Origin of the sequence: Streptosporangium subroseum (assembly GCF_900188345.1) — a bacterium.
Taxonomy (GTDB): domain Bacteria; phylum Actinomycetota; class Actinomycetes; order Streptosporangiales; family Streptosporangiaceae; genus Streptosporangium; species Streptosporangium subroseum.
In genome coordinates, this window is sequence record NZ_FZOD01000013.1 from 19,842 (window position 1) to 39,502 (window position 19,661).

16 protein-coding genes and 1 tRNA gene are annotated in these 19,661 nt (G+C 69.3%); 7 read left to right on the top strand and 10 right to left on the bottom strand.

Features of this window, described 5'->3' with window-relative positions:
- Positions 1–239: 239 nt before the first annotated feature.
- The 5 genes from CHC08_RS15520 to CHC08_RS15540 all read left to right on the top strand — a co-directional run bounded on the left by CHC08_RS15520 (position 240) and on the right by CHC08_RS15540 (position 6,695).
- Positions 240–1,226 (top strand): ABC transporter ATP-binding protein, encoded by a 987-nt coding sequence (locus CHC08_RS15520; RefSeq protein WP_089207990.1) that lies wholly within the window; start codon positions 240–242, stop codon positions 1,224–1,226.
- On the top strand, positions 1,223–2,578 hold the full coding sequence (locus CHC08_RS15525) for an ABC transporter permease (RefSeq protein ID WP_089207991.1): 1,356 nt from the start codon (positions 1,223–1,225) through the stop codon (positions 2,576–2,578). Before CHC08_RS15520 ends, CHC08_RS15525 begins: the two co-directional genes overlap by 4 nt.
- Before the next feature lie 3 nt (positions 2,579–2,581).
- Positions 2,582–5,326, top strand: a complete 2,745-nt coding sequence (locus tag CHC08_RS15530) for an alkaline phosphatase family protein (protein ID WP_089207992.1) — start codon at positions 2,582–2,584, stop codon at positions 5,324–5,326.
- 290 nt (positions 5,327–5,616) lie between these two features.
- On the top strand, positions 5,617–6,429 hold the full coding sequence (locus CHC08_RS15535; protein WP_245878336.1) for a toxin glutamine deamidase domain-containing protein: 813 nt from the start codon (positions 5,617–5,619) through the stop codon (positions 6,427–6,429).
- A complete protein-coding gene (locus tag CHC08_RS15540; RefSeq protein ID WP_089207993.1) occupies positions 6,426–6,695 on the top strand; it encodes a hypothetical protein in 270 nt (89 codons plus the stop codon). The genes CHC08_RS15535 and CHC08_RS15540 overlap by 4 nt, the downstream gene beginning before the upstream one ends.
- Before the next feature lie 249 nt (positions 6,696–6,944).
- On the opposite strand, the gene CHC08_RS15545 is transcribed toward CHC08_RS15540, so the two are convergent.
- The 8 genes from CHC08_RS15545 to bcp form a co-directional block, all read right to left on the bottom strand.
- Positions 6,945–9,458: an ABC transporter permease gene (locus CHC08_RS15545; protein ID WP_089207994.1), complete on the bottom strand. Its 2,514-nt coding sequence runs from the start codon at positions 9,456–9,458 to the stop codon at positions 6,945–6,947.
- A 1-nt stretch (position 9,459) separates the two neighbouring features.
- Positions 9,460–10,230 (bottom strand): ABC transporter ATP-binding protein, encoded by a 771-nt coding sequence (locus CHC08_RS15550; RefSeq protein ID WP_089207995.1) that lies wholly within the window; start codon positions 10,228–10,230, stop codon positions 9,460–9,462.
- Between the two features lie 189 nt (positions 10,231–10,419).
- Positions 10,420–11,019 carry a LysE family translocator gene (locus CHC08_RS15555; RefSeq protein WP_218825324.1) on the bottom strand — a complete coding sequence of 200 codons (600 nt, stop codon included), beginning with the start codon at positions 11,017–11,019 and terminating at the stop codon, positions 10,420–10,422.
- A 114-nt stretch (positions 11,020–11,133) separates the two neighbouring features.
- Positions 11,134–11,799, bottom strand: a complete 666-nt coding sequence (locus tag CHC08_RS15560) for a response regulator (protein WP_218825329.1) — start codon at positions 11,797–11,799, stop codon at positions 11,134–11,136.
- 8 nt (positions 11,800–11,807) lie between these two features.
- The gene (locus CHC08_RS15565) at positions 11,808–13,007 is read right to left on the bottom strand and encodes a sensor histidine kinase (RefSeq protein WP_245878337.1); all 1,200 of its coding nucleotides are present in this window, start codon (positions 13,005–13,007) and stop codon (positions 11,808–11,810) included.
- A 603-nt stretch (positions 13,008–13,610) separates the two neighbouring features.
- Positions 13,611–13,685 (bottom strand) — tRNA-Leu (locus CHC08_RS15570).
- Positions 13,676–14,152, bottom strand: a complete 477-nt coding sequence (locus tag CHC08_RS15575) for an HNH endonuclease signature motif containing protein (protein WP_089207997.1) — start codon at positions 14,150–14,152, stop codon at positions 13,676–13,678. Before CHC08_RS15575 ends, CHC08_RS15570 begins: the two co-directional genes overlap by 10 nt.
- Positions 14,153–14,226: 74 nt before the next feature.
- Positions 14,227–14,691, bottom strand: a complete 465-nt coding sequence (gene bcp, locus CHC08_RS15580; RefSeq protein ID WP_089207998.1) for a thioredoxin-dependent thiol peroxidase — start codon at positions 14,689–14,691, stop codon at positions 14,227–14,229.
- Between the two features lie 113 nt (positions 14,692–14,804).
- Between bcp and CHC08_RS15585 the strand changes: the two genes are divergently transcribed.
- On the top strand, positions 14,805–15,131 hold the full coding sequence (locus CHC08_RS15585; protein ID WP_089207999.1) for a DUF3618 domain-containing protein: 327 nt from the start codon (positions 14,805–14,807) through the stop codon (positions 15,129–15,131).
- Between the two features lie 156 nt (positions 15,132–15,287).
- On the opposite strand, the gene CHC08_RS15590 is transcribed toward CHC08_RS15585, so the two are convergent.
- Positions 15,288–16,487 (bottom strand): amino acid deaminase/aldolase, encoded by a 1,200-nt coding sequence (locus CHC08_RS15590; RefSeq protein WP_089208000.1) that lies wholly within the window; start codon positions 16,485–16,487, stop codon positions 15,288–15,290.
- A 148-nt stretch (positions 16,488–16,635) separates the two neighbouring features.
- Between CHC08_RS15590 and CHC08_RS15595 the strand changes: the two genes are divergently transcribed.
- Entirely contained in the window at positions 16,636–17,253 is a 618-nt protein-coding gene (locus CHC08_RS15595) for a DUF6286 domain-containing protein (RefSeq protein WP_143653231.1), read from the top strand.
- 227 nt (positions 17,254–17,480) lie between these two features.
- On the opposite strand, the gene CHC08_RS15600 is transcribed toward CHC08_RS15595, so the two are convergent.
- On the bottom strand, positions 17,481–19,541 hold the full coding sequence (locus tag CHC08_RS15600; protein ID WP_179282056.1) for a hypothetical protein: 2,061 nt from the start codon (positions 19,539–19,541) through the stop codon (positions 17,481–17,483).
- Positions 19,542–19,661 lie beyond the last annotated feature (120 nt).

Below are 19,661 nucleotides of genomic sequence, written 5' to 3' on the forward strand. Positions count from 1 at the left end.
TCCATCCAGAGGTGGCGCCGCACCGGACAGGACGGCGATGGCACTTGATCAACGAAAACCTGTCATTCATATGAACATTTGGGGGTGTGTCCGAATGAATACTGTATGTCTGTTCACATGGCATAAATACTTTGTTGTCGCAATAAACACTTTTTAGATCTTTAGCAAACCTAAGTTTCTCGCTGCTGCATCGGCCGCCAAACCTGCGACCAGTGCCGGGTGTCGAGGAAGGACAGCGGATGCTAGAGACCGACACGCACAGGCCCCCCGCGGTCCGGGCTCGCGGGGTCACGAAGTCCTTCGGTGATGTGATGGCGCTCAACGGCGTCGACCTCGACGTGGCGAGTGGGCAGGTCCATGGCCTGGTCGGCCTGAACGGCGCGGGCAAGACGACGCTCCTCGGCCTGCTGCTGGGTCTGGCGGTCGCGGACAGCGGCCGCCTCGAGATCCTGGGTACGCCGGTCGGGCGGACGCTCGCCGTACCCGACGGCGTCGCGGGCTTCGTGGACGGGCCCGGGCTCTATCCCTCGCTCACCGCTCGGCAGAACCTCTCGGCCCTGGCCTCACTGCGCGGGTACGACGCCGGGCGCGCCGCCGGCGTCGACGACGCGCTGGAGCAGGTCGGGCTCACCGACGTCGCCGACGACCGTATCCGGGGCTTCTCCCTGGGGATGCGCCAGCGGCTCGGGCTGGCCGCCGCGCTGCTCACCAAGCCGCGACTGCTCGTCCTCGACGAGCCGGCCAACGGTTTGGACCCCGCCGGCAAGCACCACGTGCACCGCGTCATCACCGGACTCGCCGCGGACGGGACCGCGGTGGTCCTCTCCAGCCACCGGATGGACGACCTCGCCGCGCTGTGCTCCGAGGTCACCATCCTCGCCACCGGACGGGTCGTCTTCTCCGGGCCTGTGAGCAAGCTCGCCGCCGAGAGCGGCGAGCTCGACTACCGGCTGCTCACCTCTGACCCGGTGGCCGCCCACCGGCTGGCTTCGGAGACACCCGGGCTCCACGTCATGCCCGGCCGCGACCCCGGTCAACGGCCGGACGCCGACGTCGTCGTCCGCGGGCCGGTGACGGCCCTCGACGAGCTGGTCGTGCGGCTCGTGCGAGCCGGCGTGGCGCTCCGAGAGCTGGGTCCCGTGGTGGCGCCGCTCGAGGCCGCGTTCCTGGCCCTGACCGGGACCGGCACCATGCCCGCGCAGACCGATCAGGAGGACCCGCGATGACCGAGACCGTCACCCAACCCCGGGTCGGCGCCCGGCCGGCGCCCGTGACGCACGCCTACCGGTTCGAGTTGGCCAAGCTGCTCTCCCAGTGGCGGATCCGCCTGCTGCTGCTCGCCTGCTGGCTCGCCCCGGCGGCCTTCGTGGCCGTGGTGAGCCTGCAGAGCTCGCTGCCCACCGACACGGTCTTCGGCCGCTGGATGAACGCGACCGGCTGGTCGGGGGCGCTGGTGGTGCTGGACTTCTCGTGCAGCTGGGCGCTCCCGCTGCTGACGGCGCTGGTCGCCGGCGACGTCTTCGCCGTCGAGGACCGGCTGGGCACCTGGCGCCATCTCCTCGTGGCGGTGCGCTCCCCGCAGCGGATCTTCGTGGCGAAGACCCTTGCCAGCCTCACCGTGATCCTGCTGCTCGTGGCCGGACTGGCCGCGTCGGGCATCGCCGGCGGCCTGGCCGCGGTCGGCAACCAACCGCTCGCCGGCCTGGACGGCCATCTCCTCGCCCCGGCGGACGCGGCCGGCACGGTCCTGCTCGCGTGGGCCTGCGTGCTGGCGCCGACGCTGGCATTCGCCGCGGTCGGTCTCCTCGGCTCGGTGGCCCTGGGCCGCTCCCCGATGGGGCTGCTGATGCCCGCGCTCCTCGCCCTCGTGCTGCAGCTCGCGCAGCTGCTCCCGCTGCCGGTGGCCGTGCAGCTGGCCCTGCCGAGCCACGCCTTCCTCGCCTGGCGCGGGCTCTTCACCAGCCCGGCGCAGGCGGGACCCCTCCTCATCGGCCTCGCGGTGAGCCTCGCGTGGGCGGTCACCGCCACCGCGCTGGCCTACCGCCTGTTCCTGCGCCGCGACTTCACCGACCTCGCGTACGACGGGTCGGGTCGGCGCGTCCTCGTGGCGGGGGTGGTGCCGCTGGTCGCACTGGTCGCCCTCACCTTCGGCGTGATCTCCGTCGCGACCCCGGCCACGGGCTCGGGGATCGAGAAGGGGAAGCTGCAGGACTCGCTCGCCACGGCGTACGCCCACCTCTACCGGCTGCAGACGCGGGAGCTCCATCGCCCCGACGTCACCGAGGCCCAGCTGCAGGCCACCGCGTCCTGCGACAAGGGCGGCTCCCGGGTCCTCGATCAGGGAGCGGGCAACGACTGGCGGTGTGTCGTGTCCTGGCGCCTCCCCGGCGCGACCGCCGTGGGCAACGCCATCTACCAGCTCGACGTCACCGCAGACGGGCGGTACGTCGCCGATGGAGACGGGCCGAAGGAGGTCAACGGCTACTTCCAGGTGCGCACCCCGACCGGGGACGCGCCCAACCCCCTGTGGCAGTTCGACGGGAACGTCGACCTGCTCGCAAGCACTACGAAGGAATAATCAATGCACGTCACGCGCCAGCGCGTTTCGAAGGCCCGTCTCGGGCGCTTCAGTCGGCCGACTGGCCGGCTCCTCGCGGCCGCCACCGCCGTTCTCGTCGTCGCCGGCGGGGGCATCGCCTACGCCTCCACCGATATGTTCGGCACCGACCAGGTCGGCCAGACCACCGACAAGGGCCTGGTCGTGTCCGGCGACCAGTACGTCAAGCCGATCGGTGACAGCCTCGTCATCAACAACGGCAAGATCATGTCGTCCTCGGTCAGCCCGGACGGCGCCCACCTCGCGGCCTCGGTCACCGACGGCGGGATGGCGCTCGCCATCGTTGACCTGAAGAACTGGAAGGTGCAGCAGCTCGTCGGCAACAACGCGGCGGCGAACCTGCGCATCAGCGGCAACGACGTGGGCCAGGAAGGCCCTACGTACTCGCCCGACGGCTCGCAGGTGTGGCTTGGCCAGACCGACGGCTTCACCAAGTTCACCGTGAACCCCGACGGCACCCTCGCCAACCCGACGTCCATCAAGATCCCGGCGGACGGGCCCAAGCACGCGCTGGTGGCTCAGCCGGTGTTCTCGGCCGACGGCTCCACCGTGTACGTCGCCGTCAACGGCCAGAACCGGGTGGTCGCCCTCGACGCGGCGACCGGGGCCGTCAAGCAGAGCTGGGTCGTGGGCAACGCCCCGCGTGGCATGGTCATGGTCGGCGACAAGCTCTACGTCAGCAACGAGGGCGGGCGTCCGGCGAAGCCCGGCGACACCACGATCAACTCCTACAACACCCAGGTGCCGGCCGACCCGAACACCGGTGCCACCACCACCGGCACGGTCAGCGTCATCGACCTGGCGAACCCGGCTGCCGCCGCCGCGAGCATCGACGTCGGTCTGCACCCGACCGCCATGTACGCCAAGAACGGGGTGGTGTTCGTCACCAACACCGCCACCAACGACGTGTCGGTCATCGACACCGCCAAGGACAAGGTCGTCCAGACCATCGCCACCCAGCCGTGGCCGCAGGCCTCGGTGGGCTACGAGCCCGACGCCGTGACGCTCACCGACGACGGTCACCTGCTGGTGACGCTCGGCCGCGCCAACGCGGTCGCCGTCTACCGGTACACGACGCCGCAGGAGCCGGTCAGCTACGTCGGCCTGCTCCCGACGGGCTACTTCCCCGCGGAGATCACCACCGTCGGCAACGACGTGCTGGTCTCCAACACCCGCGGTGTCGACGCCCTCCGCCCCACCACCGCCGCCGGGCACGGCACCCACGACACGACGTCGAGCCTGCAGCGGTTCCAGCTGCCGTCCGACAAGGAGATCGCCAAGTCCACGGACACGGTCTTCGCGCAGAACGGCTGGGGCAAGAACGACGTCAAGGTGGCCCACGGCAACAAGCAGAAGGCCGAGCCGGTCCCGAAGCGCCTCGGCGACCCCTCGACCATCAAGCACGTCTTCCTGATCGTCAAGGAGAACCGGACCTACGACCAGGTCCTCGGTGACGACCCGCGTGGCAACGGCGACCCGTCGCTGGCCCAGTACGGCGAGAACGTGACGCCGAACCAGCACGCGCTGGCGAGTCAGTTCGGGCTGTACGACAACACTTACGACATCGGCACCAACTCCGCCGAGGGCCACAACTGGCTGATGCAGGCCGACAACCCGGAGTACACCGAGTCCAGCGCCGGCGAGTACCTGCGCAGCTACGACACCGAGGACGACGCTCTCGGCCACCAGCGGACCGGCTTCATCTGGACCGGTGCGCAGGCGGCGGGCAAGACCGTGCGGAACTTCGGTGAGTTCCAGCAGTTCCTGACCAAGCCGGCCGACGCGAGCTGGCAGAACCTGTACTGCGACACCAAGAACATGCAGGCGACCGGGCAGAACACCGCTTACACCCTGAACTCGTCCTCGCCGATCCCGTCGCTCAACGACGTGTCGGTGCACGGCTTCCCGAAGTTCGACACCAGTGTCCCGGACATCTACCGGTCCGAGATCTGGAAGCAGGACTTCGAGAAGAACGGGCCGGCGAACCTGAACATGTTCTGGCTCTCCAGCGACCACACCGGTGGTCCGGCGAACGGGCCCGCTCAGGTCGCGGACAACGACCTGGCCGTCGGCAAGATCGTCGACACCATCTCGCACAGCGAGTACTGGAAGGACTCGGCGATCTTCGTCGTCGAGGACGACTCCCAGGCCGGCCTCGACCACGTCGACGGCCACCGTGCCCCGATCCAGATCATCAGCCCCTGGGCCCAGCGCGGCAAGGTGGACAGCCGCTACTACACGCAGATCACCATGGTCCGCACCATCGAGCAGATCCTCGGGATCCAGCCGATGAACCAGAAGGACAGCGCGGCCACCCCGATGAGCGGGGCGTTCGCCAAGAAGCCGGACTTCACGCCGTTCACCGCGCTGCCCAACCGGACCTCGCTGACCGCGGGTCTGAAGACCCCGCCCGCCTGCGGCCTGGACACCCCTGCGCCGCAGAACCAGAAGCTGAAGGCCGCGGTCGCGGTGCCGACGGCGGTGCCGGCGGACAAGCAGGAGATCGCGGCGATCTGGGAGGCATGGAAGGCGCAGCAGCCGTTCACCGGACCCACCGCCAGGCCCGACTCCGCCAACCCCGAGCAGATGAACCATTTCTCGTGGTACGAGTCGTACGGGTGGACGAAGCCCTACCCGGGTGAGGACAAGATCTACACGCCGGACCAGGTGCCGGGCGCCTACATCCCGTCGTCGGAGAACGACGGCTGACATAGGCTGATCACAGAGGGGCCCCTGGCCGGCGACGTCGCCGGCCAGGGGCCCCTCTTCTGTCCCCTGTGCGGCAAACGCAGGATTTGGACCATCGAGGTCCGCCCCGAGCGGAGGACTGCTCACCCGAGGGCAAATGCCCCGCCGCAGCCCGTCGCGGCCGGCACGGCCCCGGTGCGCCCCGCAGGAGACGAGGAAGAACGCCAGGCCCCCGATCTGGTCAACTGGCCTGCGTGGTGCGGTCGGTCGCCTTACCATCGGGCTCTCGGTGGCTGGGCGAGGGGGACCGCGTGACTGAGTGTTTTCTGCCTGCGGGCATCTACAACCCCGTCGTGACCGCGGACGGGAAGCGGTGGCGGGACTTCGAGCTGGAGGCGCAGGTGCCGGTCGCGGCTGCGGGGCCGCAACAGACCGAGCGAGTACGGGAGCATGAGCGGGCACGGGAGTCCGAGCGGACGCGGGAGCCCGAGCGCACGCAGCGGATGCAGTGGCGGCCCGCGGTGCTGGACCGGTGCAGGCCGTACGGCGTGGCCGGTGGGCTGGCGCGGCCCGACCCGCAGACCGAGGAGGACATGGTACGAGCCGTGCCGGTGACCGAACAGGGGGTCCCGCGCCGTTTCCCGGACCCCCGGGGCATGTGGATCAGGCTGATCAACGGGGCCGGGGCCGCGGAGGACCCGTTCAGGGCGACCAACGCGGTCGACTGCGCGCTGTCGGTGATGTCCACCTGGCACGGTGTGCCGGCCGTGGCCGCGCCCCGGCGGCCCGAGTACGACCGGGTCGGCAAGCCGCTGCTCAGCGGCGAGGCCGGTGGAGCGGCCAGGGCCGAGAGATGGCTGGGACAGCGGTTCCAGTATGTGGGGCAGGGGCGGCACGCCTACGTCCCGATCGCCCAGGCGCTGCTGGCCGGGGGACACGGGGCCGCCGCCATCATCATCACCCGCTGGCCGGCCGGTGGCAGCCACGCGTGGAACGCGGTGAACTTCGACGGAGAGGTGATCTGGATCGACGCGCAGCGGGGGCACATGGCGGTCGACCCGCCGTACGAATCGGTGACCGGCGTCTTCTGCGTCGTGATCGACAGGGAGGGAAGGCGACTGTGAATCCCGACCAGGCCAGGGCCGTCGCGGAGGAGTATTTCAACGGCGTCCGGAATCCGGGCTCTGCCACCGAGATCAGGATTTATGCCTTCAAGGAGGGCTATGTCGCCTGGTCGAAGGAGCCCGAGGCCGACGATCCCAGCGTGCTGCCCGACACGGTCGGGGCCGGATGCGTGGTCATCGACAGGGCCACCGGAGAGCTTGTCATCCGGCCGCTGCTCAACCCCGAGACGGTGGCCGAGCAGTGGCCGGGACGCCGCCCTCGGTAGGCGGTGAGCAGGACCGCCTCAACGGGATTGTTCGCGGAACGTCCGCTGCGAGGGGGACCGGAGGCGGTTGTCGGGGTGCCCGCTGTAGGTGGTGACCGGGGCGCCGCCCCCGACGGAAGGCGTCCCGGTCACGGGGATGGCTCCGGTCGACCACCGGCTGGAACGGCTCAGGTCAGCCGTTCGCCCGGACCTCCTCGGCCGGTCGCCGATTCGCGGGTTCTGGTCGGTTGCCCGTTCGGACGGCTCCGGTCAGCCGGCGGCGAGCGATCCCACGATGGAGGCGCGCGCCGCCCTGCGGGCCGGAAGCACCGCGGCGAGCACCCCGGCCAGGCCGGACAGTGCCACGAACGCCAGGATCTGCAGGACCGGCAACTGGAACACGACGTCGGCGGCCAGTGTCTGCCCCGCGGCCCAGCCGAACGTGATGCCGAGCACCACGCCGACCAGCGCGCCGATGAGCCCCAGGATCAGCGCCTCGACGACGAGCATCCGCCGCAGCTGGGGCCGGGTCAGACCGAGCGCCCGCAGGAGCGCCGACTCCCGGGTCCGCTCGTGGACCGAGAGGGACAGCGTGTTGGCGATGCCCAGCAGCGAGATGAGGACCGCCAGGCCCAGCAGGCCAGTGATGATCATCAGCATCATGTCGAGCGTCTCGTCGAACGCGCCCCGGAGCTCGGTGGAGCTGGCGACCTTGGCCGTGGGATACGGCTGCGCCGCCGCGTCGACCGCCTTGCGGGCCTGTTCGGGGCTGACGCCGTCCTTGGCGTTGATCATCACCCAGCTGTCGTCGACCGGGCCGAAGTAACGGTCGAACTCCTCCGCCGGCACGGTCACGCCGGTCAGGTTGCTCTCCCCGGAGTCGAAGGTGCCCACGATCGTGAGGTCGACCGTGCCCGCCTCCGTGGTCCGTACCGGGATCCGATCGCCGACCTTGACGCCGAGCTGTTTGAGGTCGTAGTCGGAGACGACCGCGGTCCCGGGCTTGAGGACGTCGATCGAGCCCGCGTCGAGCTTCGGCCTGAAGTCCGATCCCGCGGTGAACGCGCCGACCTGATACTCCTTGTCCCCGATCTTGGCGGAGGTCTCGCGGGACGCGACGACCGAGGTGAGCTCGGGTCTGGTCCGCAGGTCCTCGGCCAGGGCGCGGGGCAGCCCCGATCCGCGGTCCTGGGTCTGGACCATGTAGTCGACGGGAAACTGGTCGTCGAGCTGCTGGGTGAACGTCACCCGCATCGTGCCGGTGAGGACCGCGATCAGCGTCATCAGCGTCACGCCCACGGTGAGCGCGACGGTGGTGGTCGCCGACCGCTTCGGGTTGCGCCGGGAGTTGTCCACGGCGAGCCTGCCCGGCACCCCGGAGAGCTTGGCGGGCAGCCAGCCCACGAAGGCGCCGAGCGGCTTGACGATCACCGGCCCGAGAACCAGCACCGCGAGGAAGACGAAGGAACCGCCCGCGGCCACCGCGAGGAGCGCGACCTCGCCGGGCACCATGCCCACCCCGGCCACCGTGGCGCCCACGCCCACGACCAGGAGCAGCGCCGCGAAGATCACGCGGAACAGGCCGGCCTTGAAGGTGTGCTCCTCGACCTGCGAGCGCAGCGCCGCGATCGGTGCGACCTTCGTCGCCGACCGCGCGGGCAGCAGCGCCGCCCCCACCGTGACGACGAGGCCGATCAGCAGGCCGAGAACGATCGTGCGCGTGGTCAGGGCCGCGCTCCCGGTGGAGGGCAGCGACGTGCCGGCCCCGGCGAGTACGGCGAGCGCCCCCGCGCCCAGCCCGTAGCCGAGCAGCAGGCCCAGCACCGACGAGAGCAGGCCGACCACGGCCGACTCCAGCACGATGGAGCCGAACACCTGCCCGCGCGTCGCCCCGATGCAGCGCAGCAGGGCCATCTCGCGGGTCCGCTGGGCGACCAGGATGTTGAAGGTGTTGTAGATGACCAGCGCGGCCACGAACATCGCCACCAGGCCGAACATCAGCAGGCCGAGCGTCAGCAGCTGGGTGTCGGCGCCGTTGCTCCGGGCCAGGTCGGCGGCGTACTGCTCCCCGGTCCTGACCTGGTAACCCGTGCCCAGGGCCGCGGCGACCGAACCGCGCACCGCCTCCTGCGTCACGCCCTCCGAGGCGAGGACGTCGATCTCCTTGAAGCCCTTCGCCCCGGTCATCGCCTTGGCGGTCTCGGTGGTGTAGCCGACCGCGCCGCTGTAGAGGAGCTGCTGGTCGAGGCCGGCGTCGAACAGGCCCACCACCGTGAACTCGTGCCTGGCGTTCTTGGAGTCCAGCACCGCGACGGTGTCACCGATCTTGAAGCCGCGAGCCTCGGCGGTGTTCTCGTCGAGTACGGCCTGCGTCGCGGTCTTCGGGGCGGCGCCGCTGGTGATCGAGGTGCGGTTCAGCGAACCCTCGGGGATGGAGATGCCCGCCGTGGGGACGTCCCCGGCGGCCTTGCCGTCCTTGCCGATCAGGGCGGACGTGCCCTGCACGAGCCCCTGGGCGTCGGCCACGCCGCCGACGGCGCGAATCTTCTCCAGTACGGCGCCGGACATGGGCCGCGCCACGCCGGTGCTCTCGCCCCGCACGGGAAGCACGGAGACATCGACCTTGTCCGCCGCCGCGGAGAACTTCTGGCTGAAGCCCACCTCGATGGTGTCGGTGAGCACAAACGTGCCCGCGATGAAGCCCACCCCCAGGGCGATCGCCAGCGAGGTGAGCAGCAGGCGCAGCTTGTGCGCCCGCAACCCGGCCAGGGTCGTCCTCAGCACCTCAGGCCTCCAGCTTGATCAGCATGTCGAGTACGGACTGCGGGCTCGGCTCCGTCAGCTCGCTGACCAGCAGGCCGTCACGCAGGAACACCACGCGTCCGGCGTAGGAGGCCGCGACCGGGTCGTGGGTGACCATCACGATCGTCTGGCCGAGCTCCCGTACCGACGTGCGCAGGAAGGACAGGATCTCGGCACCGCTGCGCGAGTCCAGGTTGCCGGTCGGCTCGTCGGCGAAGATGACCTGCGGCTTGCTGATCAGGGCACGGGCCACCGCGACGCGCTGCTGCTGGCCGCCTGACAGCTCGGTCGGCTTGTGGCCGAGCCGGTCACGCAGGCCCACGGTCTCCACGACCCGGTCGAACAGCTCGCCGTCGGCCTGGCGCCCGGCGATCTCCAACGGGAGCCGGATGTTCTGCTCGGCGGTCAGCGTGGGCAGCAGGTTGAACGCCTGGAAGATGAAACCGATCCGCTCGCGGCGGAGCAGGGTGAGCTGCTTGTCACCCAGCCCGGTGAGCTCCACGTCTCCGATGTGCACCTGCCCGGCGCTGACCGTGTCCAGCCCGGCCAGGCAGTGCATCAGCGTGGACTTGCCCGATCCGGAAGGGCCCATGATCGCGGTGAAGGCGCCGGTCGCGAAGGAGACGTCCACCCCTCGGAGGGCGTGTACGGCAGTGTCCCCCTGGCCGTACACCTTGGTGAGCCCCCTGGCCGTCACGGCCGGTGCCGTGTTCTCCCGCGCGTTCCACGCGCCGACCTCTCCGGTGATGGTCACGTCAGTTCTCCTCGGCAACGTATGCGTTATGGCTGGACAAACGCTATTGACGGGGCGAACGGGATTCATCGGGCTGGCGGACGGACTTCCCCTCCACCGCAGGACTCTCCCGGACGGTCCGGTCCTACCTGCGGGGTAGCCCCGCCTCGGCCATTCGGCCGAGACCTGCGGGCCCGGGTCGGTCCGGGCTCAGACGATGTTGTCCCCGGCGAGGATCCCGGCGAGGCCGAGGAAGCACACGCCGCTGCCGACATCGACCCTGCGCTGGGTCCGAGCCGGGATGCCGGTGGCTCCGATACGGCTGCCGAGTCCGACGTAGGTGAGGCCGACGAGGAGCTCGATGCCGAGGTAGGCCCCCCCGAGCATGGCCAGTTGTGCGTCGGTCCCGCCCTTCGGCCCACCGGTGAACTGGGGCAGCAACGCGGCGAAGAGCAACAGGGCCTTGGGGTTGCTGATCGCGACGACGAACTCGTTGATGACCAGCGGCCGCAGTCCCCTGCCGGCCGCGGGGGCCGAGGCAGCCGAGGCAGTCGCGGCGGGTGGGGCCCGCCAGGCGCGCCGCAGACTCGAGAACCCGATCCACGCGAGGTAGACGACGCCCACCCACTTGATCACCGTGAGCGCGGTGGCCGATGCCGTCAGCGCCGCGCCGAGCCCCGCCACGACCAGCCCGATGAGGATGATGAAGGCGACCAGCCGCCCGCCGATTCCAGCGAGGGCATACGCGGTGCCGTGACGTACGGCGTTGCTCAGGCCGAGAAGCTGATTCGCGCCGGGGATGAGGGACACGAGCAGAGCGGTAGGGAGAAAACCAGCCCAATTGATCATAAATGTCCACTTTAGTACTCAAAGTGTAGATTATTAGGCTGGGTAAGCGAGGAAAAACAGGCGGCCCGGTCGTCCCTAATCCGTTGAATGCGGCGTCACAAGTCCCGTCTCGTAGGCATACACGACCACCTGGGCCCGATCCCTCAGGCTCAGCTTGGCCAGCACCCGGCCCAGATGCGTTTTGACCGTCGCCTCCGCCAGACTCAGCCGGACCGCGATCTCCGTGTTCGACAGTCCCCTGGCCACCAGCACGAGAACCTCCCGCTCCCGCGAGGTCAGCCCGGTCAGCCTCGCCTGCTCGGCCGCCCCGGGAGAGGGAAGATGCACGGCGAAACGCTCCAGCAACCGCCGCGTCGTACTCGGCGCCACCACCGCGTCCCCGCTGTGCACCGAGCGGATCGCGCTGACCAGGTCCGGAGGCGGCACATCCTTCAGCAGAAACCCCGAGGCGCCCGCCTTCAACGCCGCGAACGCGTAGTCGTCCAGATCGAACGTGGTCAGGATCAGCACCCGGGGCCTCTCGCCCGCCGCACAGATGAGCCGGGTCGCCTCCACACCGTCCATGACCGGCATCCGCACATCCATCAGCACGACATCGATCGCCGTCGTCCGCGCGGCCTCGACGGCCCCGACCCCGTTGGCCGCCTCCGCGACGACCTCGATCCCGGGCTGCGCGCTGAGAATCATGCGGAACCCGGCGCGCAACAGCTCCTGATCGTCGACCAGCATCACGCGAATCACCTGCTCGCTCAAGCCGCCCGACTCTCCCCGGTCTCACCCGTCGGCAGCCGAGCGGTCACCCGGAACCCGCCCCCCGTCAGGGGCGCGGCCTCCACGGTCCCGCCGAACATGGCGACCCGCTCTCGCATGCCCACCAGGCCGTGCCCACCCTCGCGCCCAGGCGCCGCGGCGCCGCGACCGTCGTCGGTCACCCGTAAGAGCAGCTCACGCACGCCGTACTCCATCTCAACCGTGGCCCTGCTGCCGGGGCCGCCATGTTTGAGGGTATTGGTGAGCGCCTCCTGGACGATCCGGTACACCGTCAACTGCTCGCCCTCGGGAAGCTCCTGCGGGACGCCGGTGACCCGCAGATCGACGGGCAGCCCGGACGAGCACACCTGCGCCACCAGATCGTCCAGCTGCGACAGGCTCGGCTGCGGCGCGTACTCCTCGGGAACGCCGTCGGTCCGCAGCACGCCCACCATCCTGCGCATCTCGGCCAGCGCCCGCCGCCCCGTGGCCGACACCGCCTGCATGGCCCTGCGCGCCTGCTCGGGATCGGTGTCGATCGCGTAACCCGCCCCGTCGGCCTGAACGATGATCACACTCACGTTGTGCGCGACCACGTCGTGCAGCTCGCGGGCGATCCGGGCCCGCTCGGCCGCCGCGGCCAGCCTGGCCTGCTGGTCACGCTCGTGCTCGGCCCGCTCCGCCCGCTCCTCCAGGCTCTCCAGATAGCGGCGGCGGGTGTTGGCGTAGATCCCCGTGATCCAGATCGCGACGACGAACACCGAGGCGCTGGCGAAGCTGGTGAGGTCGGGATTCGCCGTGATCTGCCCGAAGGAGAGGAGGAGCCCCAGCTCGGCCACCAGGCCCGCGGTGACCGCCCAGCGCGGCGGGCGGCGGGACGCCACGGCGTACATGGCGATGAGCACGGAAAGGTTGAAGAAAAGAGGATGGACGCCGATGAGCCACTGGCCGAAACTCACCAGCGAGACGATCGCGAACACCGTCAGGGGACGTCGGCGCTGCCAGAACAGCGGCACGATCAGCAGCAACCCGAGCCCCAGGAACCCCGGCAATCCGAAGTCGAGACCGCCCCAGACCACCTTGTCATCCACGGCGACGGCCCGCGCGTTGAGCAGCGATACCAGCAGGAACGGTGTCAGCCACAAGGCGTCCACGGTCCCGGGATGGCGCCGACTCCAGGCGCGTAGTCTGCCGAACACATCACCACGATACGTACGTGGAGATCAAAGCCCTTCCCCCTCAAGGGGGAACCTGATGTACGACCCAGGTCGCACATTTTGTCCTACTTACGCAGTCTTTACGCCTCTTCCGGAAGGATGATTGCTGGGAGCACCCTTCGGGGTGAGTAAAGGGAGATTGTTTGTGGTGATCAATCACAACAACGCCGGGTCGCGCGGCGAGTGAGAACGCGCCGCGCGATCCGACGGCCCAGACCCGCCACATGGGACGATCCTTCTTGTAGTGTCATGCGCGGCTCACCGTGATCAATGCGGGTGCTCGTCCGGTTCGCCCGCTCTCTGCTCGGTGAGCTACAGCTACGGGCTCGTGGGAGATCTCTGCCGTCCCGTTGATTAAACATGGCGGGCGACTGTTCGCCCGGCTCCGCCACCCTGTCGGCGAAACTCGCAGTTTGGTCTTCTATGAGGCTGAACTCAAATGACAGTCGATTTGCTGCGTGAGCCCTAGTGAAACTTGACCAAGCGCATTTATGGGTGAGGTAATAATTTAAACAGATACACTTCTGGCCGACAGGGGCATTGGCTCCTGTCGGCCAGAAATGATGGCTAATTGTTTTCTATTTGTAGGGCCGTCGGGATTCGAACCCGAACTGGCACGGACCTAAACCGTGTGTCTCCTGCCTATTGGACTACGACCCCTTGCTTTTTCCTGCGAAATTCTCTGTCTGCGAATGGCAATTAGGACAGAGGAATCGTAGGTTTTCTTTTCTGTTGTCAAGCCAGTCGCCGCTGATGTGATCGACGTGCAGTGTCAGCGGCCGACCTTGCCAGACACCTTCGATCTTACAGCCCGCGCAGCGGTGTGGCACCCCGATTGCGATCAGGCTCCGTCGGAGTTGTCTGGGGCCGGGGCGGGGACTGCCTTCTGGCAGCATGACGAGAACTTGTTCTGGTCGACGGCGCTGTGGCGAGGGCTGACCCTTGTTCGGGGCGACCCTGTGGAAATGGGAGGTGTCGATCCCGAAGTGCTTCAGCTGGCGGCTGATATGGGCGTGGTTGCCGCCCGCGATGGTGATGCCGAGATGGCGGAGGACGTCGGCGATGCTGAGGGAGATGACCGCCGCTGCGGCCAGCATTTCGGGGGTGTATTTGTATTTGATGGGCATGCCCCAAGGTTAGGCAATGGGACTGACAATTCTTGGGGCATGCGCAGGCCATATTAAATGGCGAAATGAGGCATTTAATCGAGGCCGAGTTCGCGGCGCAGGCGGGCCACGTGGCCGGTGGCCTTCACGTTGTAGAGGGCCTTCTCGATTTTGCCGTCGGCGTCGATGACAAAGGTGGAGCGGATGACGCCGACGCTGGTCTTGCCGTACATCATCTTCTCGCCGTAGGCGTCGTAGGCCTTGTGGACCTCCAGCTCGGGATCCGACAGGAGGGGGAAGGTCAGGGCGTCGCGTTCGACGAACTCGGCCAGCTTCTTCGGCTTGTCCTTCGACACGCCCAGGACCACGAAGCCGGCCGCGGTCAGGGAGGCGAGGCTGTCGCGGAAGTCGCAGGCCTGCTTGGTGCAGCCGGGGGTCATCGCGGCGGGATAGAAGTAGAGGATGACCCGCTTGCCACGGTAGGTGTCCAGGGACACGGTGGCGCCGTCGGCGGCGGGAAGCGTGAAGTCCGGGGCGGCGTCGCCGGGCTCGAGTTTCATAAGGTTTCCTCCGAGGAATCGTTCCCCGGCCAACTTACCGGGCTGCCTGAAGTGTCGTGAGAGGGTCGGACCTGACAGACTGATCAATGTCAAGGGGGTATGAGAGGAGAGCCATGGCGGACACCGATCCTGCGGAGCTGGAGCGGCAGATCGAGCGCACGCGCGGGGAGCTGGCCCAGACGGTGGACGCGATCGTGGACCGGGTGAGCCCGAAGCGGGTCGCGGAGCGGGGCGTGGCGAAGGTCAGGTCGGACGTGGAGCACTTCGTCGCGCAGGTCGGCGACCTGGTGAACGGGGCGGCGGCGCGGCCGGCCAGGTTCGAGGGCGAGCCCGAGGGCCTGTGGACGGATGAGCAGCCGAACCTGGCACCGGTTCTGATCGGTGTGGGGGCGGTGCTGGCGATCGGCGCGGTGATCATGCTTTGGCGGCGCCGACGATAAGCCGGCGGTAGGCCGGCGGTGGAGCGGCGCCCGTGGTGAGCGACGTCGACGGTGATCCGGCTTTTCGCGGTGGGCTGTGGGTCGAGGATCCGGGGGCCGGAGGTCGACGGTGATCCGGCCTGTTCGCGATGGATCCGCCGGTTGAGGGTTCGAGGGTCAGAGGAAGGTACGGCCCTCGCCTCGGTAGGTGGGGACCTCGTCCACGACCTTGTCGCCGTCGATCAGGTGCAGGCTGGCGAAGCGTTCGCAGAGTTCGCCGGCCTTGGCGTGACGGAACCAGACGCGGTCGCCGATGCGCAGGTCCTCGGCCGCCTGGCCGAGCAGGGGGGTCTGGACCTCGCCCGCACCCTCGTCGGAGTCGTAGCGCAGTCCGCACGGCAGGTAGGGCTGGGGTAGGCGGTTCTGCCCGGGGGAGCCGGAGGCGGAGTAGCCTCCGCCGAGGACGGTGACGACGTCGGGTGCGGGGCGGCGGACGACGGGCAGGGCGAACAGGGCGGCGGGGCGGCCGGTGAAGCCGCGGTAGAAGTCGAACAGGCGGGGGTGGAAGAAACCCGATCCCGCGGCGACCTCGGTGACGGCCTTCTCGCGGACGGTCTTCTCGATGCTGCCGGTGCCGCCGCCGTTGACGAACTCCAGCTCGGTGATCTGGCGGACGGCCTGGACGATCCGGCCCCTGCGCATGATCAGCTCTCGCCGGGACTGGGCCTGCATCCAGCGGATGGCCTGTGTGAGGGCGGGGTTGCCCGGCGGGTCGTCGCCGACTCCGGCGATCTGCGCCTCGTAGGCCATGAGGCCCACCAGCCGGAATCCGGGCCGCTTGGCGGTCGCGGCGGCCAGGTCGGCGGCCTGTTCGGGCTCGCGGATGGGGGAGCGGCGGACGCCCGCCCGGAACCTGCCGCCGAAGGCGACGAAGCTCGCATCGATGTCCAGGCACACCCGGATCTCGTGGCGGTTGCGACTTTGGACGTCGGCGACCGCGGCCTCGATGAGGTCCAGGTGCTCGATCCGGTCCACCATCACCGTGATCTCCTGTGCCGCGCCGGCGTCGGAGGCCAGTTCGGCCAGCGCGGCCCGGTCCGCGGTCGGGTAGGCGACGAGCACGTCGCGCACTCCGGTGGAGACCAGCCAGAGCGCCTCGGGCAGGGTGAAGGCCATGGTCCCCGTGAACCCGTCCATGGTGAGGATTCGCTCAAGCACGGGCCGGGACCTGATGGACTTGCTGGCGACCCTGATCGGCTTGCCGGCGGCCCGCTGGACCATGCCGGAGGCGTTCGAGCGCAAGGCCGCGAGGTCGAGAACGGCGAAGGGCGGATCCAGGTGCGCGGTGGCCTGGTCGTAGCGCTGTCGATCGTCCATAACGGCAGGATAACCCGACGCGACAGAATATGAGCATCGTTCATGTTAAGGATTCGGCGGTAAATTCTCCTGCCCGGACGATCCCGAGATCGTGCAAGTGGGCGATTGAACCCCGCCGGGGAACGCGAGGCCGCGTACACATGTCCGGGTGACGACTACTCTCCAGGAACCCCTGGCGGGCGCGGGGGCCAGGGCCGCCGGCGAACACCTGCACACGGTGCGTCGCAGGTCGGTGCGGATGCTGAGGCCGGGGAGGTCTCCGGCGGGCGTGGTGGTGGCTCTGACAGCGTCCGTCGTGCTGTCCTCCGCGGCCGTGATGACGGTCGGCCTGATGATGGGCTCGCCGGTCGGGCGGGTGCCGTACAGGAGGCTCGTCAACGGGGCCGGGGCCTGGAGCTGGTCGGATCCCGCCACCGTCGCCGTGGCCTTTCTCCTGATCGTGGTCGGGCTCCTGCTGCTCGGGCTGGCGGCGGTGCCGGGACGGACCCGGCTGGTGCCGTTGGAGTCCGGGGACCCCCTGACGGTGATGGGCCTGACCAGGTCCGGGCTCCGCCGTACGCTGCGGCAGGCCGCCGAGTCGGTGAACGAGGTGGGCAGGGCGCGGGTACGGCTCACCTCGCAGGACGTCGAGGTCACCGTGTTCACCGATGCGGACAGGACCGGGCCGTTGCTGCGCCGGGTGGGCGCGGCGGTGGGCGACCGGCTGGCGGGCCTGGGCGCGATGTGCGGGGGCGAGGTCGTGGTACGGCTGCGCAGGAGGGGCTGATGAAGGCATACCTGGGCAACCGGATCGGCCTGGCCGTCACCGGGGCGGTGCTGACCGGAGCCGGGCTCTACGGTTTCCTGCGGGGATGGGGCAGGATTCCCAGCCTGCCGAGTGGGGAGCGGATCCTGCGCCGGGAGTTCCCCGGCAGGCTGGCCGAGCATCCGTGGGCGGGGTGGCTGGTCGCGCTGACGCTGGTCGTGCTGGCGCTGCTCGCGATCCGGTGGCTTCTACACGCCGTCGGCTGGAGGCGCTGGGGGAGGCGCACCAAGGCCGGGACCGCGATGCTCGTCGGCGCCCTTGAAGAAATCGAAGGGCTCAGCCGTGCTCGCGTGAGGTTCGTAAGGGACGAGCGGGTTCGGATCAGGGTGAGCTGTGCGCCTACGGCCGACGTCGGCAAACTCGTGACGCGGCTCAACAAGGGCGCCGTCGGCAAGGTTCGCGGGGTGCTCGGGGATCCTGAACTGGGGGCGGTCGTCCGCCTGCACGTCCGCCGCCGCTGACCGCTCGCGCAGGAACCTTTCGCGCCGGGGCTCATCCTTCCAGAACCCTTCGTGCGGGGACTCCTCACGCGCGGACTCCTCGTGCCAGAACACCGAGCGAGGAGAACTTTCGCGCTGCAGTCCCTCACGCTGGAGCCCCTCGCGCTGCAGTCCTTCGCGTTGGAATCCCTCACGCAGGAGCCCCTCGCGTTGGAATTCCTCACGCGCGAGCCCTTCGCGCAGGAGTGCCTCGCGCAGGGCCCCTTCGCGCTGGAGTCCTTCGGGGTGGAACCCTTCGATCGGGGATTCCTCGTGCCGGATCTCTTCGGGCTGGGACTCCTCGATCGGGGATTCCTCGTGCCGGGACCTGCCGTGCCGGGGCCGTCGGCTCCCTGCTTCCTCATGCTCGGGGCTCTCCTGCCGGGCGCCGAAGGCCAGACCGGCGGCCAGGCAGAGCAGCGGGAGGGCGGGCACGACGTAGCGGTGGTCGAAGGCCGCGATGAAGGGCGGCAGGACCAGCAGCATGGTCCCCGCGGCCCACGGCAGCAGTACGGCGCCGCCGAGCCGCCGCAGGCGCATCAGGACGCCGACGAGGCCCACCAGCAGGATCACCGCCAGGAATGGGCCACGCACGAAGCCGTTCTGCTGGTAGGCGCGCAGCCAGCCGGCGTACGGCTCGACCAGGGAGGGCGCGCCGGAGACGCCCTGGTAGGCCGTCGTCAGCTCCTCGGCGGTCTTTCCCTGCGAGGCGACCCCCTTGGGGAAGGGCTTTGCGTCGTCGGGGAAGACGTACGCGCTCTGCGGGCCGGGGACGGGGTAGACGCGGCGGTCCCAGTCGAAGATGTGGGCCACGTCGGTCAGGCCGGCCCGGAGGAAGTCCAGGGGCTGGGCCAGGATGGCCTGGGTGGCGAAGGCGCCGGCGAGCTTGTCGCGTTCGGCCCAGGTGCCCTTGATCTTGTTCAGTGGGGAGTCGCCGTCCCAGATGTAGACCGGCGGCGCCGCTCGTTCGCTCACCGGCTCCGTGGGGCAGAGCGCGGCCTCCGGCCCGGCGGGCTTGATCTTCTCGCAGTCGGCGAAGGTGACGGTGCGCGCCCACAGGAAGGCGTTGCCCCGGGTCAGCCCGTAGCTCCCGTACTCGGATCCGAACCAGACGGCATAGGAGCCCAGGCCGATCACGGCGGCCAGCGTGGCGGCGGTGATCGCCTTCCACCCGGCCCGGCGGATCAGCATGCAGACCAGTGCCACGGCGATCAGCGGCAGTCCGATCGTCCGGGTGACGGTCGCCGCGGCCAGCAGGATCCCGGCGAGCAGCGCGATCCACACCGGTGGGCGCCGCCACCACAGCAGCAGCGTGACCGCGAGCACCGCCAGGAACTGGAAGAGCAGGTCCGCCATGACGAGGTGTTCGAGCTGGACCTGGTGGACGTCCAGCAGCACGGGCAGCGCGGCGAGCGTCGCGCCCCATCCGGGCAGTCCGCCCAGACGGCGCAGCAGCAGGTAGACGCAGACGGCCACGGCCAGCCCGAGCAGGTGCTGGACCACGACCACGGCCTGGACGCTGGAGAGCGGTCGCAGCATCCACAGGAACAGCGAGTAGCCCGACGGGCGCGACTCCATGGGCCGGGGGTCGAGCCCTCCGCCGAGGTAGACGAAGGAGTCTGCCCAGAACCACAGGGCCGGCCGGTAACCCAGCACGGCCAGGGCCCGGAGCCCGCCGCCGGCCAGCAGAGCGGCCAGGAAGAGCCAGTGTGCGCCGAGGAAGCGGAGCAAGCGCGGAGCGCGACTCGCCGGGGGCGTTCCCGTTGACACCAGAACCTCCTGAGTCTCTCCGACAAGGCCACCCAGCATAGGTGCGAGATCAGATGGCCTTGTACGAGATAGCGAAGGTTGCGGTGATTGGTCTGTTTGTCGAACGGGTGGGCCGGTGAG

Excerpts from the sequence above, each read along its gene's own strand:
- CHC08_RS15520 (WP_089207990.1), top strand. The coding sequence starts at position 240 with ATGCTAGAGACCGACACGCACAGGCCCCCCGCGGTCCGGGCTCGCGGG.
- CHC08_RS15525 (WP_089207991.1), top strand. The coding sequence starts at position 1,223 with ATGACCGAGACCGTCACCCAACCCCGGGTCGGCGCCCGGCCGGCGCCC.
- CHC08_RS15530 (WP_089207992.1), top strand. The coding sequence starts at position 2,582 with ATGCACGTCACGCGCCAGCGCGTTTCGAAGGCCCGTCTCGGGCGCTTC.
- CHC08_RS15575 (WP_089207997.1), bottom strand. The coding sequence starts at position 14,152 with ATGCCCATCAAATACAAATACACCCCCGAAATGCTGGCCGCAGCGGCG.
- bcp (WP_089207998.1), bottom strand. The coding sequence starts at position 14,691 with ATGAAACTCGAGCCCGGCGACGCCGCCCCGGACTTCACGCTTCCCGCC.
- CHC08_RS15585 (WP_089207999.1), top strand. The coding sequence starts at position 14,805 with ATGGCGGACACCGATCCTGCGGAGCTGGAGCGGCAGATCGAGCGCACG.
- CHC08_RS15590 (WP_089208000.1), bottom strand. The coding sequence starts at position 16,487 with ATGGACGATCGACAGCGCTACGACCAGGCCACCGCGCACCTGGATCCG.